Origin of the sequence: Roseburia zhanii (assembly GCF_014287635.1) — a bacterium.
GTDB classification, from domain to species: domain Bacteria; phylum Bacillota; class Clostridia; order Lachnospirales; family Lachnospiraceae; genus Roseburia_B; species Roseburia_B zhanii.
Genome location: NZ_JACOPH010000010.1, coordinates 84,563 through 99,655, shown reverse-complemented (window position 1 = coordinate 99,655; position 15,093 = coordinate 84,563). Strand labels below are relative to the sequence as shown.

Sequence of the window (15,093 nt, the reverse complement as noted above, 5' to 3'; positions counted from 1 at the left end):
ATCAAACTCTCATGTTCATGTCTGATCTTTGGTTCAAGGAAAAACTTGGCTTTCCTTGTTCCGTTCATCACTTCTGTGATGTTTACTGTTTTAAGGTTGCAACTTGCGTTGCTGTTCTTATGATTCTCAAAATCTTTCAAGGTTATTTCACTGTTTAGTTATCAATGTTCATTTGTTGTCGTTTCTTGCGACAGCTATAATAGAATAGCACGTTTGTCTCGCTTTGTCAACGACTTTTTTATTTTATTTTTTTTGCATCCGACATTGTTTTCAATGCTTTTTTCATTGTTCCCTGCCATCAGCTTGACTATAATATCATCATTACGCAGGAATGTCAACCATTATTTTCATTTTTTTACATTTTCATATAAAATCCGTAAAACTTCCCTAGAAGAACGCTGTTATAATCTGCATTAGAATATTATTCTCATATAAATAGGATAATATACTGCTTTCTTTCACATAAGACAAAAGAAGTGTTCCCTGCTCACTTGCAGCAAACAGGGTGACTATGTAAAGTGCTAACCATACGATCAGCAGCCCTTTGATTGCCCCCGCACCTGCTCCTAATACTTTATTTGTCGTATGAAGGACTGGGATATGAGATATTACGTTTAAAAAACTTGATATCCAGTGCATAATGATCCCCGCTATGATCAGTGCCACAAAAAATGCGATTCCCTCTACTATAAAATGTGCGATCGATGCTGCAAGTTCATCATAGATCCCTGCACTTTTCATAATTTCATCTGCGGTTCCTGCTGCAACACCTGTGATCTCCTCTAAAAATGACTGTGGCAGCCCGATATCTGCGCCTAAAGATCCATCTGTCTGATCCCCTCCATAGTTAAGTGCCTGTTCCTGTATTTTTTCTTCTGCATGTTTTTCTATATAATCTAAACACTTCTCCTGAATAACACCATACAGGGGGGTATGTTTTTCTAAATAATCTGTAAGATAGGGGGTTGCCCATGTGACAAAAGTTAATACTAATATCCACGAGACAAGAGAATATATCACACGCAGAAAACCAATGCGATATCCTCTGTATACACATATTGCAATTATTATAAGTACGATAATTTCTAGTATGTTCATATCTGCTCCTTTATTTTAATCTGACTTTTTCCATAACTCCGTCTAAAATAAAGGTATAGTTTCTGTCTGTACCTCCGGAAAATACTCTGTATAGTTCATCATCAAATTTATAAGAAAACTTCTTTACACCTTTTAATGTATAGATTTCGCAGCGATATTCATCACGCACGCAGATCTCGTGGTTTTCGAGCAGCTCGATATTCTGGTAGGATATCTTAAACTTCTGCTCTAAACAGAGTTTTCCTTTCATATCATAGACTTCCATTGTGTGGCTTTCATTGGATTCTCCATTACTATATACAAGCCCATAATAATCTTTATCATAAAATATGCTTTTTACTTCTTTTTCTACTTTATGTACTAAAACTTCTTCCGGCTTCTGTGTGCCTTCAAATAAAATAACCTGTGTATCTCCAAATGCGATCAGCCTGTCATTCGATACAAAATCGATCTCCGGCATTACAGTATCTGCATAAGAATAAGAAGCTACGATATTATCAATTTCATTCTGCCCTACGGAATCAAAATTATAAAAGGCAACGGTTGTCTGTGCTTTTCCTTTACTGATATCTAAAATGGAAACTGCCAGTTTTTTTGCATCATTTGAAAGTGCGATATCGATCGGATATCCGCTGTTTTCAAGATGAATCTCTCCTGATGCTAAATTTTCCCCGCTCTTGTTATATAATTCGAGATAACTTGTCCCATCTTCCTGCGTCAGAACGGCGATTGTTCCCTGATTCGCTACACATACCGCCTCGATCGGCTTACTTGTTTCGATCTCTCCCTGCACACCACTGGTATTCATAATATAGATCTGCGTTCCCTGAAGATCTGCGATCACCGCATAATTTTCACAGATATCTACCACCGGTACCTGCATTTCATATGCTTGATTCCAGATCAGACGGTCTGACATATCTGCATAAAATGCCCCATCATTATTATAACGCAGGATATTTCCTGCAAACAATTCATATTGTGTTGCTTCACTGTCATTCCGTTCTATCTCTGAACGTACTTCATAATCCTGATACTCTTTTAAAGAGAAATAGATCCCTGCTGCCGCTGCCACTGCTGCTACTGTAATGACAATAACCGCTATTGTAATGGCTATTTTTCTGCGGTGCTTACGGATCTTCTCCTCCATTTCTTCTATATTAGTTTCAACGGTATAGAAACCTTGTTTTCTTGTGTCTGCCATGCATCTGTACTCCTGTTACCCACAATGCATGATTCCTCATGCAATGTCCTCATTTTCGCTCATTATATCATATCTGAAGCAGATGCACATATTTTTTTATGGAAGAATGAGTTTTTGCCCTGCCATGATGGCATCCTGATCTGTAATATGATTTGCTTTACAGATCGCATCTACCATAGTATATGTCTGATATACACTATAGCTGATCTGTCGTAAGCTGTCCCCCGCCTGTACAATGTAATATCCCTGCTTGCGGTATGTCTGTGCTGCTTCCGACTGTGCGGCAGCATCTGTCTGTGTGGATGCGGTATCATTGCTCCCTGCTGATGTCTGGGGTGCTGCAACGGCTGATTCTGCATCCGTATTTCCTGTCTGTGTTGATACCTCACTGCTTCCTGATGCTGTGTCCGTACTTCCTGCCTGCGTAGCGGCATTGCTGGTTTCTGCTGATGCTGTGGCATTTGTATCCCCTGTCTGTGTAGACATGTCTGCACTTCCTGCTTGTCCCACTGTATTATTTTCCTGTGACTGCCGTACTCCGTCTGTGCCTGTCATTTCCGTATTTTCCGGCTGTGTCCGGGCTATTGTATTCCCATTTTCCGGCTGTGAGGCATCTGCATTTCCTGATTGTTTTGTCTGCTCTGTACCTGCCATATTTGTTTCTTCTGACTGCCCCTGTGCCGTTGTATCCTCATTTTGGGATTGTGTATCAGTATTTGAGGACTGCTCCTCTCCCTGTGCATCACTCTGCTTTTCCAACTGGCTTTCATCCACCGGATATACATTGCCGCTGATTGCTTCTACTGCTACCTGATTCTTTTCATTTTCTTTTTCTTCCTCTGTGACATCTATGCCTTCTGACATTGTCGATATTGCCTGCTCCATCGAATCCATTCTGTGAATATAAGAAATCAGCACAACGCTGACAGACGACAATACAACGACCATCAATATCGAGGTCAGATAAGAAAGAAACCCCATTCCCCGTTTATAGGTATGCTCTTTCTTTTTTAACATCATCGCACGATAATTTCTTGCCGCTTCATCTGACACCTGTTCTATGACCGGTTCTTTTCCATACATTGCCTCCCGCTTACTGATCATATATTCCTGCATCTGCGGATTTTTTTCATAATAGATAAAATACCCTTCTTTTCTGGTCAGTTGTCCTTCTTTCCATGTATAAAATGCTTCTTCGCGTTCTTTTGAATCCATTAAAAAGAAAAACTGATATGGGCTGACAAAGTTCTTTCTGTGTACGATTTCCATTTCTTTTGTTACGGCTAAGGTATTGCCTGGAATATCTAATACCCAGCCTACGATCTCACATTTTTCAAAAAACTGACCTATTTCTCTGTGTATCTCTCTCCATGTCCGGTCATTTAATTCGGGAAGTCCTTCTGTTTTTCCGTCATTTTCCACTGAGACCGCACCGCTGATAAATGCACAACTCCGGTCTGCAAAATGATTGATCTCGCCTAATAAGATCAAAAGCCTTGGAACGATCACGATCTCCATGCCTTGTATCTGTGCCGGATGCAGATATGTATACACATAATCTTCCATATAAATCCGGAAATCTTTTTCAGGGTTTCCTATCTGACGTATATTATTCGGCAGTCTGCCTTCTGATTTTTCTTCTTTTTTCTCTGTCTGCTGTATAATCTCAATCATCTTCTACCCCTTCTTCCTATATCCTGTCATCTGCAAAAAGCCTGTCCCACTTTGCAGACATCACGTTTTGTTCCGACTTTAACCTTAACACAGGTTATTTAAATATTTTGGAAATCCTTGGAAGCGGCATTGAAAATATATCGACAAAAAAACACGTCAGATCTAAAAATCCAACGTGTTTCTATCTTTCTCTTATTCAAAGTGTTCTTCTGCCTTCTAATGCACGAAGCAGTGTGACTTCATCAATATATTCTAGATCTCCTCCGACTGGAACTCCGCTTGCGATCCTCGTCACACGGATTCCGGTAGGCTTGATCAGTTTACTGATATACATGGCAGTCGTTTCCCCCTCTAAACTTGAATTCGTTGCAATGATCACTTCTTCTACATCTCCCTGAAGCCGCTGCATCAATTCTTTTAAACGGATATCTCCGGGACCGATCCCTAACATCGGGGAAATGGCTCCATGCAGTACATGATATACTCCCTCATATTTGCCGGTTTTCTCATATGCCGCTAAATCCCTGCTGTTTTCTACCACCATGATCGTATGATGGTCACGCTCATGATTCCTGCAGATCGGGCAGAGTTCTTCGTCTGTTAATGTAAAACACTCTTTGCAGTAACGCACATTATTCCGTGCCTCCATGATCGCATTTGAAAGCTGTTCTACATTTTCCTTTGGCATATTTAAAATATGGAATGCAAGACGCTGTGCGGACTTACTTCCGATTCCGGGAAGACTTGAAAGTTCCTGTACCAGCTTATTGATCTGTTTACTGTAATAATCCATTTTTCTATGCTCCTAGAATGGCAGACCGCCTAATCCGCCGCCGATTCCACCTGTGATCTTAGACATGGATGATGCTGAAAAATCTTCTAGCTGACGAAGTGCTTCGTTTGTTGCAGCCATGATCAGATCTTCTAACATTTCAATATCATCAGGATCTACAACTTCTTCTGATAATTTGATCTTTGTGATCTCTCTTTTACCGGATACAGTAACTTCAACAGCTCCACCACCTGCTGTAGCTGTGATTTCTTTTTCCTCTAACTCTTTCTGTGCTTCTTCCATCTGACGCTGCATCTTCTGTGCCTGCTTCATAAGATTATTCATATTTCCCGGCATTCCACCCGGAAATCCACCTCTTTTTGCCATTTCATTTCCTCCTGTTTTCTGTTTCTGCACAACTATTGTGCACTTTCCATAGCTGCAATGCTGTTTATTCATCTTCGTAGGTAATATCCATATGGATCACCTGCTCTAAATCCACATGAGAATCCTCAAATGGACGGTTCGTATCATTTTCTTTGATGATCACAGCTACCTGCCTGTCGATATGTTCTGCGATCGTATCTTCTAACTGCTTTCTTTCTTCTTCCCTTGTAAAATATCCTGCTGCCATCGGATCATCAAATACAACGACAAGTTCATTGCCCCCGCCTAATGTCAGTCTGGCTTTGCTTAGATAGCTTTTTGATAGTCCCGGCATGGAAGATACGATGTTCCGCCAGTTTTTGACTGCCTGTTCCACTTCTTCCGGAACTGCTTTTGGCAGCACTGGCTTTTCTTGTACCACAGACTGCTGCTGTCTGTCAACTGTTATGGTATTTGCCGCCATAACGGGCACACTCTGTTCGATCTTTTTTTCTAGCTGTTCTAATCTGCCTATTATGGAACTATAATCCTGTTCCATCTGCGGTCTGCAAAGTTTGATCAGAGCGATCTCAAGCAATATTCTTTTCTGTGTCGAATATTTGATCTGATTAGAAAGTTCTGAAAAAATACGGATATACCGGATAATGGTTTCTTCTTCCATCTGTCCTGCTTCTTCTTTGAGCTTTTCCATATTCTCGGAAGACATATCTAATGCTTCGCTCATCTCATCTGAACTTTTTAAAAGTAAAAGATTCCGCAGATACCATGTGAAATCTATCACAAACTGTCCTAATTCCCTGCCATCTGCAATCAGTTCTTCCACACTTGCCATCGCACCTGATACATCCTGCCGCAGTACTTTATCTAACAGACTGCTGAATACTTCTGTATCGACGGCTCCAAGCACTTCTAATACTTTATCATATGTCAGTGTCTGCCCTAAATAGAAGGCAATACACTGATCTAAAAGACTTAAGGCATCACGCATCGCTCCATCAGCCGCCTTGGCAATGTAGCGGATGGCTTTTTCTTCTGCTGTGATCTGTTCTTTTTCTAATAACTCTTCTAAACGCTCATAGATTGTCTCTACAGAAATACGTTTAAAGTCATACCGCTGGCATCTTGAAAGGATCGTCACCGGTATCTTATGCACTTCCGTTGTCGCTAAAATAAAGATCACATAAGAAGGCGGTTCTTCTAAGGTCTTAAGAAGCGCATTAAACGCCCCGATAGAAAGCATATGCACTTCATCGATGATGTAGACTTTATATTTGCCCTCTGTAGGACGGTACGTGACTTCTTCACGAATCTCTCTGATGCTTTCCACACCGTTATTAGACGCTGCATCGATCTCGATGACATTCATGGACGTTCCATCTGCCACCGCTTTGCATGACGCACATTCCCCACAGGGGCTTCCATCTACCGGATGTTCACAGTTGACTGCTTTTGCAAATATTTTCGCAATCGTTGTTTTACCGGTTCCTCTTGTTCCACAAAACAGATATGCATGTCCGATCCTGTCAGCTTCAATCTGGTTCTTTAATGTTGTCACAATATGATCCTGTCCCTTAACATCTTTAAATTCCTGCGGACGGAACTTTCTATACAGCGCAGTATAAGACATGACAATTCCTCACTATTCTAGTTTAATCTCCAAAACTGATTCCCATGGTCTTTGCTTCTTTGATGATCTGGGAATCCGGTTCTACTGTTTTTAATTTTCCGGCTACATCGCCAAGTGGAACACGGGTTGTCTTATTATTGATCATAGCGATCATATAACCATAATCTTCTTCTAAGATTGCCTGTGCTGCTGCTGCACCTAAACGGCTGCAGAGTACACGGTCATACGGACATGGGCTTCCCCCTCTTTGTGTATGTCCCGGAACTGCCACGCGCACTTCGGTTCCTGTTTTTTCCCTGATTCTCTCTGCTACCTCATACGATACAGAAGGGTATGGAGATTTTTCTAATTTCTTTTTATATTCTTTCTTTGTAAGCTGTGCATCTTCTTTGGAGATCGCACCTTCTGCGACTGCAAGGATCGTAAATCCTTTTCCTGCATTGGTACGTTTCTGGATCGCTTCTGTCACCTTGTCGATATCATATGGGATCTCCGGCAAAAGAATGATATCTGCACCTGCTGCAATTCCTGCATAAAGTGTCAGCCAGCCTACTTTATGTCCCATGACTTCCACAATAAATACGCGGTTATGGGATGCGGCTGTCGTATGGATACAATCGATGGCTTCTGCTGCAATATTGATCGCACTCTGGAAACCAAATGTCACATCTGTGCCATAGATGTCATTATCGATCGTCTTCGGCAGATGGATGATATTTAAGCCTTCTTCCCGAAGCAGATTGGCTGTTTTCTGTGTACCATTTCCCCCAAGAATGACTAAACAGTCAAGATTTAATTTGTAATAGGTCTGCTTCATCGCTTCTACCTTATCAAGACCATTTTCATCCGGTACTCTCATCAGTTTAAACGGCTGTCTGGAAGATCCTAAGATCGTGCCGCCTTTTGTAAGGATTCCTGAAAAATCCGCTGCTGTCAGCAGTCTGTATTTTCCATAGATCAGACCTTTATATCCATCATAAAAACCATATACTTCCAATTCATCAACATTATTACTTAACCCCTTGACTACCCCACGCATTGCTGCATTTAATGCCTGGCAGTCACCACCACTTGTCAACATACCAATTCGTTTCATAAGTCATGCAGTCCTTTCTCTTTTTCTGTTGGATGAAAAAACAATTTACAATTTATTATAGTATATTTTTTTATCTTATACAACTTTCTTTATTGAACTGTATGAAATTATATGGTATAGTTACCGGGTAGCAGTTTTACCGCTACACCAGTATGCAGACGTATCGAAGTGGTCATAACGGGGCTGACTCGAAATCAGTTAGCCGGGCAACCGGCACGCGGGTTCGAATCCCGCCGTCTGCGGTATGTGAAAAAGTGCCGGGAATCGTGATTTTGTTCGTAAAATCAATGGTTTCCGGCACTTTTCTTAATATTGCATAATCTCTCTCTCATGTTTCCGCATCCACTGTATACATGTCTGGTACTCCGGCAGAATGGACTCCACGATCTGCCAGAAGGCTTCCGAATGATTCATCTGAATGCGGTGCGCGAGTTCATGTACAACCACATAATCCTGTATCTGTTCCGGCATCAGCATCAGTTTCCAGTTGAAATTGATATTCCCTTTCGAACTGCAGCTTCCCCAGCGGGTTTTCTGCTCTTTGATCGCTATCCGATTAAAAGTCACCTGCATTTCTTTTGCATAAAAGTCTGCTTTTTCTTTCAGATGTACTCTCGCATATTCCCGAAACCAGCCTGTTACGGCTGCCCGGTATGCCGGCTCATTATTTTCTATCCCTGATACCATACACAATAGATAAGAGCCGTCTTCTGCATGTTTCCGGTATATGCGGATATGCTTATCATCCCGGTTTCTGATACGTTTCAGACAGATCGTTCCATTACCAAACGGCAGAATTCTTCCATCTGTATAAATTCCGTTACGAATCATCTGTTTTAATATTTCTGCTCCGGCATGATGATCGCCGCAACAATATATGCCAGAAGTCCGCTTCCTACTCCAAATATAAATAATACAAATATTAAACGGATGATCGTAGGATCAATATTAAAATATTCTCCGATTCCACCGCATACACCACATAATACCCGATTTGTTGATGATTTATATAATCTTTTCTGTTCCATATCCTTTACCTCCTGTTATTCACTTAATAATACTTCAATTTCACCGATACCGCAATCCAAATCAATTTCTCTGTCACTATGATTATTGATCTTTTTGTCCGTAGAAAGGGAACGATAGGTTTCACCATTTACGTTAACTGATCCCGGACCACAGCTGATCTTATAATCGTAATCTTCCTCCTTTCCGTCAAGGTGCATCAAAACGCTTCCAACACCACAGTCTGCTTTAACTTTATCGGAAACTGTGCCGGAAATCTCTGCTTTTCCGACTCCACAGTCTACCTTTAAAGTATCCGCCTCTAAATTGTCAATCTCAACTCTTCCTGCTCCGATATCGATTGATACATCATCAGCTTCTACATCTTCTGCCACCAATTCCCCGGCATCCACATTCAGGTCGATCATATCTGCCACTAATTCACAGTTGCTTTCCACTCTGCCTGCATCTGTATTTATATCTACTTCATCAAATTCCATTCCACTTGGAATAGCAACTGTAATTGTAATTTCAGAATTACGCCACTTTCTTGAAGAATTTTTACTTTTTAACAGAAGAGTTCCGTCATTGTTTTCGCATTTATAACGAAACGATTCCGGTGCATTTACTTTGATCTCAATATCTTCGGATTCACTTTTTTCCAAATAAATCTCTCCGTAATCAAGATCAATTTCCAGTGAATCTATATCCTCTTTTGAAAGAGTTCCTGTCTGGTTCACCGTATCTGTTTCATCTGAACCATAATAAAATCCCCAGTTGCCAATATGCCAGTTACCCATATCAAGTTCACCATTATCTGCCATCTGTTTTACTTCCCTCACGCCACTGCCAAGTGCTGTTCCTACACCTAAGCATACGATGGCAAGCCCTAAACATACTGCGCTGATGATCAGGCATATTTTTGTGAAAATTTTCATATTGAAGCCCCCCTTTTCTGAAATGGTCTTTTACACAGTCTGACAATCGCACGTATCAGCCATGGGAAAATTCTTCCAAAGATCCATACCAATGCAACAACTCCTAAGATGCCGATCATAAATACCAGCAGTCCACCCGCTATGACGATCAGCCCAACTGCCGGAAATCCTGCAACTGCCTTGATCATACCGATGACTGTTACAGCAACACCTGCAAACAGACACGCTGCCACAACCGCAATGACTGCAACTGCAACACCAAACAAACCTGCAAAAACCGTAACTAAAATGCCAAATGCTAATGCGACAAGACCAATCCAGATGGGAAAGGTAAGTACTAAGGCAACAACGATCAGTATATTTCGCAGTGTCCGATTCTCACGCTGCTGTTTTTCGATCGTTTCCTGCTGTTTTTCCTGCTTTGCTTTTACATAAGCATCGTAGTTCTCTCCAAACAGATCTCTTTTGATACTCTCTGCTACCTTTTCCGGCGAACCAAGTTCTTCTAAAATTGTCTGTTCCTGTTCAACTCCGGCATCATCAAAATAATTCTGATAATAATTCATCGCATCTCTGCGTTCCGCTTCGGGTATGTCACTTAACAGTTCCTCCAGCTGTTTTAGAAATTCCTTTCTGTTCATTCTAACTCCTCTCCTGAAAACAGGCTGGATATTTTTTTTGAATAATCTGCCCATTCTCTTTTATAGTCTTCTAATTTTACTGCACCTGCATCTGTCAGTTTATAGTACCTGCGGTTTCGCCCTCCACATTCTAAATCGTAGACAGCCAGATACCTGTCTTTTTGTAGACGTCTTAATACTGGATATAATGTAGATTCAGATATATCGATCGCTTTACGGACATCCTGTGTGATCCGGTATCCATATGTCCCTTCTTCTTCCTTGGCAACAACAGCAAGAACGATCGCGTCTAATAATGCTGCCCCTGTGTTAAATACCATTCCATCACTCCTTGCCATATAGTATTATTTTATGTGCAATACTATTTTATATTTAATACTATATACTGTATAATATTATTTTGTCAACACCTATTTATTTTTATTGTGATATTTATGCAAAAATGCTATACTAGCATAGGATTTTTGCATGAGATATCGAAAAAAGTATTTTTTTGCAGTTTCCATGAAAAAACAAAAAAAGGAGAGAAATATGACAGGAACAACAGTAGGAATTTTCATAGTTATCCTTGTCTACCTGCTTGGCATGATAGGCATTGGTATCTGGTTTTCCAAAAAAACAAATGATGTAAACGACTTCTATTTAGGGGGACGTAAATTAGGACCTCTTGTAACAGCAATGAGTGCTGAGGCTTCAGATATGAGCAGCTGGCTGTTGATGGGACTTCCGGGAGTAGCTTATTTAACCGGTATTGCAGATGCGGGCTGGACAGCCATTGGTCTTGCAATCGGAACTTATTTAAACTGGCTGATCGTTGCAAAACGTCTGCGCCGTTATTCAGCCGTTGCCGGAAATGCCATCACAGTACCGGATTTCTTTTCCAATCGTTTCCGTGATAAAAGTCACACTTTATTAGGTATTTCTGCCATTATTATCGTAATTTTCTTTATTCCATACACTGCATCCGGCTTTGCAGCCTGCGGAAAGCTGTTTTCCAGCTTATTTGGTATTTCTTACCTGCCAGCCATGATCATCAGTGCCATTGTTATCGTTGGCTATACAGCATTAGGCGGATTTTTAGCAGCAAGTACTACCGATTTTATCCAAAGTATCGTTATGACGATTGCTTTGATTATCGTAGTATGTTTTGGAGTATCAACTGCAGGCGGTTTAGATGCTGTTATGGCTAATGCATCTGCCCTTCCGGGATATCTTTCTTTGACACATATCCATGATGCAGCAAATAATACCGCTAACAATTATGGTTTTATCAGCATTGTATCTACGATCGCATGGGGGCTTGGTTACTTTGGTATGCCACATATCCTTCTTCGTTTTATGGCGATTGAAGATGAACGTAAATTAACGCTTTCAAGAAGGGTTGCTTCTATCTGGGTTGTCATTTCCATGGCAGTTGCCGTATTCATCGGTATTGTTGGATACAGCATGACAAAAAATGGTGCTTTAGAGGTGCTTGAAGGATCAAATTCTGAAACACTGATCATCAAAACTGCACAGTTATTAAGCCAGCACAGTACTATCGCTGTACTCTTAGCAGGCGTGATCCTTGCCGGAATCCTTGCATCTACGATGTCAACAGCAGATTCCCAGCTTTTAGCTGCTTCATCTAGTATTTCTGAAAATATTTTAAAAGAAGTGCTTCATCTTGATATGTCACAAAAAGCGAAAATGTTGTCCGCCCGTCTTACGGTTATCATCATCGCCGTTATCGGTGTCATTATTGCAAGAGATCCGAACAGTTCTGTTTTCGGTATTGTATCCTTTGCATGGGCAGGATTTGGAGCTTCTTTTGGTCCGGTTATGCTGTTTTCTCTTTTCTGGAGAAGAACGAACCGCTTTGGTGCGCTTGCCGGCATGATCTCCGGTGGTGCTATGGTATTTATCTGGAAATATCTGGTACGTCCGATTGGTGGTGCTTGGAACGTTTATGAATTACTTCCGGCATTCTTAGTTGCCTGTGTATTCATTATTGTTGTAAGTCTGCTTACAGAAGCACCGGATGAAGAAATTTTGAAGGAATTTGATTCTATCTAAGAATTGACTTTTCATATCATATATTTTCTATTATAGAGATATGTGTTTTCATCTGTATTGACCAGTTTTTCAGTCAGCAAAAATCCCCATCTGACATTTATATGTCAAATGGGGATTTGTATATCATTATTATAAACATTTTAAACCGAGCATCCTGCTTCGAATCCTGATCACAAACGTTACCTTTACAGTTAACTCAGCCCAGGCACCCTCACGGCACACAAGAGTGTTTACTTAGGGCTGCTCCATTCCTGACCTGACCCGGTTCGTAAATTCCTGTTGCGCAAGACCCAAGCGTCATCGCCACTTATAAAGGGCAGCTTTGCAATCAAAAGACCCTCGGCAGAATATCACCTCAGCTATAGCGGATTGCTGATACAGGGTACCGCTGCCACCCCGGCTGCTCGGAGATTTAAGTATATCGTTTTTTTAGTTATTTGTCAAATGCTTTGCCGCATATACTCAGTGTTACCCAGTTCGAATGTTATAAGTGATATTCTTTGTATAATTTTTCTCGATACTCTGCATCTGCAAGTGCTTTTTCTACATTGTCCTTTTTATTCCCTTGTAGCATTAACTCTAATAATTTTGCTAATCTGGATTCGCCTTCTTGCCTTCCTTCGTGAATCCCAGCTTTCCGTCCTTCTAAAATACCTTCCTGCTTCCAGATTTCCCTCTCACTCGTCAAATGCTTTTCTTCATCATATTCAAAAATACTCATTTCTATCGCCTCCGCTCGGTTCTTCCTTAGAAAATCTTCTAAGATACCGTTTTTTATGCAGGTATCGACTGCCTGTTCTACTGCTTCTGCAAGTGGTTTTTCCATTGCAAATTTTCGAACCATCGCTACATATTGTGCATATTCTTTCAATACCTTGCACGCTTCTAACAACTCTTTATTTTCTTCATAGTTTATATTATAAACTGTAACACATAATTCTAATTCCGGCAGATCTAACTGTTTTTCATAGGCATCTGATAATCTTAATATCTGCTTGTGCGGTTGTGGTTCTGTACCGTTATAAAAGACTACAAATCTCGGTGTCGGCAGTTTGATCAGCTTTGAACTATAAAAATCCTCATCTCGGATAATGCCCTGTAAGACTGTTGTAACGTAGATCAGATCCCGCAATGGCATATTGGGATTGACAGTGGACTGATGTTCATACAAATTCAGTTCAAAATCAAATACAAATGAAACATCGTTTTTGTAGTTCATATATACCGCATCCTGCAAAGTCGTGATCTCTAATCCATCTGTATCAACGTACGATGTTCCATTTACCGCATTGTACAAACTTAAAAGATTCTCTTTCTCTTTAAACAGCATACGAAATATGGTGTCCTTATACTTCCGGTTTACTTTTGCTTCTGTCATTTCTTGTCCTCCTTATGATGCAGGAGTCTTCAGTACCCCTGCTCTTTTTTGTTTTTTGGATTTAAAAGCATGGGTTTTCTGAATGTTTAGAATTTAACAGATTTCTTGATTTGAAGTTTAGAAAATATGCTTTTTCTGAGTGTAACATGGATTCTTTTGTTTTGCAAATACTATGTATTTGCAAAACATATTTTCGCATAAAAAAATGACCAGCTCTGAATTTTGGCAATATGTCAAACATACCATCCATTCTCTAAGCTGGCCGCTTCATTTCATAGCTATCATTTTATTTAGTTCTCCATGAGTCTAACAACATTTTATTTTGGCATCATGCTGATCAGTTTACGGAATATTGCTTCCACGCCAGATTCTGACATTTTCTCAAGCACAGTGACTAATGTTGTTTTGCCTATACCTTTCATCAATTTCCACAGACCTTGAAGATCCTTTTTTCTTGCACATAATTCCATCTTCTTACATGGCAGATAAGCCTGATTCCCCTCACCAAGATCTGCTGCACGCTTATGAAAATATGTTTCCATTTTATGCCATTCTTCTTCAGAAAAAGCATTTACAGTCGTATTTGAAATCGTATCGCGTGAATCCTTTCTAGCCTCTCCTGTACTACCAGTTATCATGGTATTGTCAAATTGGTTATTTTCCCCAAAATTCTGAAATGATGGATTGCCATTAAAATTTGGTTTGATCATAGAATTACTCATATCCACAAATGTCGTATTCTTCATTGAATCATCTAACCCCTTTCTAATGATATCTGCTATTTTTCGTATAAACTCTAAATCTTCATGTTCAAACAGATATGATACTCCGGAATTTACCTGGATCACAAGACCATATTTATCCAGATATCGAACCAGGAACAAACATCCTAATGTTATCAATCCACAAGCAAAAAGAAAACATCCTGCAATCCGCAAAGAAGGGATCAATAATAACAGCACCCCAATCGCTATCATAGGAAGAACCAGATTGAGATTGATCGTTTTCTTTCCTTGAACTTTGATCGTAGAAATTGCATTTAAAGGAATACAAATATCAGATGTTACAAATGTCCCATTTCCAATATAAAATGATTCATCTTTATATCGTACTTCATTTTGTAATTGCATATATTTTCCTCCCAGACATCTTCATGTTCTCTCGAAAATCAAGTCAAAAAAGTTTCTTTTCAAAAGATTCCGATTGTGCATCTTATAA

At 40.2% G+C, this 15,093-nt stretch carries 15 protein-coding genes, 1 tRNA gene and 1 other RNA gene; 2 read left to right on the top strand and 15 right to left on the bottom strand.

All coding sequences use genetic code 11. The annotated features are described in order from the left end of the window. Positions 1–387 precede the first annotated feature (387 nt). From H8S17_RS11575 to H8S17_RS11545, 7 genes are all read right to left on the bottom strand, one after another. Entirely contained in the window at positions 388–1,098 is a 711-nt protein-coding gene (locus H8S17_RS11575) for a CvpA family protein (protein WP_186867430.1), read from the bottom strand. A gap of 10 nt (positions 1,099–1,108) precedes the next feature. Continuing rightward, positions 1,109–2,302 carry a DUF5711 family protein gene (locus tag H8S17_RS11570; RefSeq protein WP_186867429.1) on the bottom strand — a complete coding sequence of 398 codons (1,194 nt, stop codon included), beginning with the start codon at positions 2,300–2,302 and terminating at the stop codon, positions 1,109–1,111. 96 nt (positions 2,303–2,398) lie between these two features. Next, the gene (locus H8S17_RS11565; protein ID WP_186867428.1) at positions 2,399–3,976 is read right to left on the bottom strand and encodes a LysM peptidoglycan-binding domain-containing protein; all 1,578 of its coding nucleotides are present in this window, start codon (positions 3,974–3,976) and stop codon (positions 2,399–2,401) included. A gap of 196 nt (positions 3,977–4,172) precedes the next feature. Beyond that, positions 4,173–4,769: a recombination mediator RecR gene (gene recR, locus H8S17_RS11560; RefSeq protein ID WP_178051172.1), complete on the bottom strand. Its 597-nt coding sequence runs from the start codon at positions 4,767–4,769 to the stop codon at positions 4,173–4,175. 12 nt (positions 4,770–4,781) lie between these two features. After that, positions 4,782–5,135 (bottom strand): YbaB/EbfC family nucleoid-associated protein, encoded by a 354-nt coding sequence (locus tag H8S17_RS11555; RefSeq protein ID WP_178051173.1) that lies wholly within the window; start codon positions 5,133–5,135, stop codon positions 4,782–4,784. A gap of 64 nt (positions 5,136–5,199) precedes the next feature. Next, the gene (gene dnaX / locus H8S17_RS11550; protein ID WP_186867427.1) at positions 5,200–6,762 is read right to left on the bottom strand and encodes a DNA polymerase III subunit gamma/tau; all 1,563 of its coding nucleotides are present in this window, start codon (positions 6,760–6,762) and stop codon (positions 5,200–5,202) included. Between the two features lie 22 nt (positions 6,763–6,784). After that, positions 6,785–7,858 carry a 6-phosphofructokinase gene (locus H8S17_RS11545; protein ID WP_178051175.1) on the bottom strand — a complete coding sequence of 358 codons (1,074 nt, stop codon included), beginning with the start codon at positions 7,856–7,858 and terminating at the stop codon, positions 6,785–6,787. A 154-nt stretch (positions 7,859–8,012) separates the two neighbouring features. Here H8S17_RS11545 and H8S17_RS11540 point away from each other — a divergent pair. Further along, positions 8,013–8,100, top strand: a tRNA-Ser gene (locus H8S17_RS11540). Positions 8,101–8,164: 64 nt separating this feature from the next. Here the strand turns inward: H8S17_RS11540 and H8S17_RS11535 are convergent. Genes H8S17_RS11535 through H8S17_RS11515 form a run of 5 tightly spaced genes read right to left on the bottom strand, consistent with a single transcriptional unit; the run spans position 8,165 to position 10,762 of the window. Continuing rightward, complete coding sequence (locus H8S17_RS11535) at positions 8,165–8,689, bottom strand: M48 family metallopeptidase (protein ID WP_186867426.1); 525 nt, start codon at positions 8,687–8,689, stop codon at positions 8,165–8,167. A 5-nt stretch (positions 8,690–8,694) separates the two neighbouring features. Further along, entirely contained in the window at positions 8,695–8,886 is a 192-nt protein-coding gene (locus H8S17_RS11530) for a PspC domain-containing protein (RefSeq protein ID WP_186867425.1), read from the bottom strand. Between the two features lie 15 nt (positions 8,887–8,901). Next, positions 8,902–9,801 carry a DUF4097 family beta strand repeat-containing protein gene (locus H8S17_RS11525; protein WP_186867424.1) on the bottom strand — a complete coding sequence of 300 codons (900 nt, stop codon included), beginning with the start codon at positions 9,799–9,801 and terminating at the stop codon, positions 8,902–8,904. Then, positions 9,798–10,442: a DUF1700 domain-containing protein gene (locus H8S17_RS11520; protein WP_186867423.1), complete on the bottom strand. Its 645-nt coding sequence runs from the start codon at positions 10,440–10,442 to the stop codon at positions 9,798–9,800. The genes H8S17_RS11525 and H8S17_RS11520 overlap by 4 nt, the downstream gene beginning before the upstream one ends. Further along, the gene (locus tag H8S17_RS11515; protein ID WP_186867422.1) at positions 10,439–10,762 is read right to left on the bottom strand and encodes a PadR family transcriptional regulator; all 324 of its coding nucleotides are present in this window, start codon (positions 10,760–10,762) and stop codon (positions 10,439–10,441) included. The genes H8S17_RS11520 and H8S17_RS11515 overlap by 4 nt, the downstream gene beginning before the upstream one ends. A gap of 211 nt (positions 10,763–10,973) precedes the next feature. Here H8S17_RS11515 and putP point away from each other — a divergent pair, with 211 nt between their 5' ends. Then, positions 10,974–12,497, top strand: a complete 1,524-nt coding sequence (gene putP, locus H8S17_RS11510; RefSeq protein ID WP_186867421.1) for a sodium/proline symporter PutP — start codon at positions 10,974–10,976, stop codon at positions 12,495–12,497. A gap of 145 nt (positions 12,498–12,642) precedes the next feature. Here the strand turns inward: putP and ffs are convergent. The 3 genes from ffs to H8S17_RS11495 form a co-directional block, all read right to left on the bottom strand. Further along, positions 12,643–12,905, bottom strand: an RNA gene (ffs, locus tag H8S17_RS11505) — signal recognition particle sRNA large type. Between the two features lie 76 nt (positions 12,906–12,981). Beyond that, on the bottom strand, positions 12,982–13,875 hold the full coding sequence (locus H8S17_RS11500) for an Rpn family recombination-promoting nuclease/putative transposase (RefSeq protein ID WP_186867420.1): 894 nt from the start codon (positions 13,873–13,875) through the stop codon (positions 12,982–12,984). 317 nt (positions 13,876–14,192) lie between these two features. Then, positions 14,193–15,005: a hypothetical protein gene (locus tag H8S17_RS11495; RefSeq protein WP_186867419.1), complete on the bottom strand. Its 813-nt coding sequence runs from the start codon at positions 15,003–15,005 to the stop codon at positions 14,193–14,195. Between the last annotated feature and the right edge of the window lie 88 nt (positions 15,006–15,093).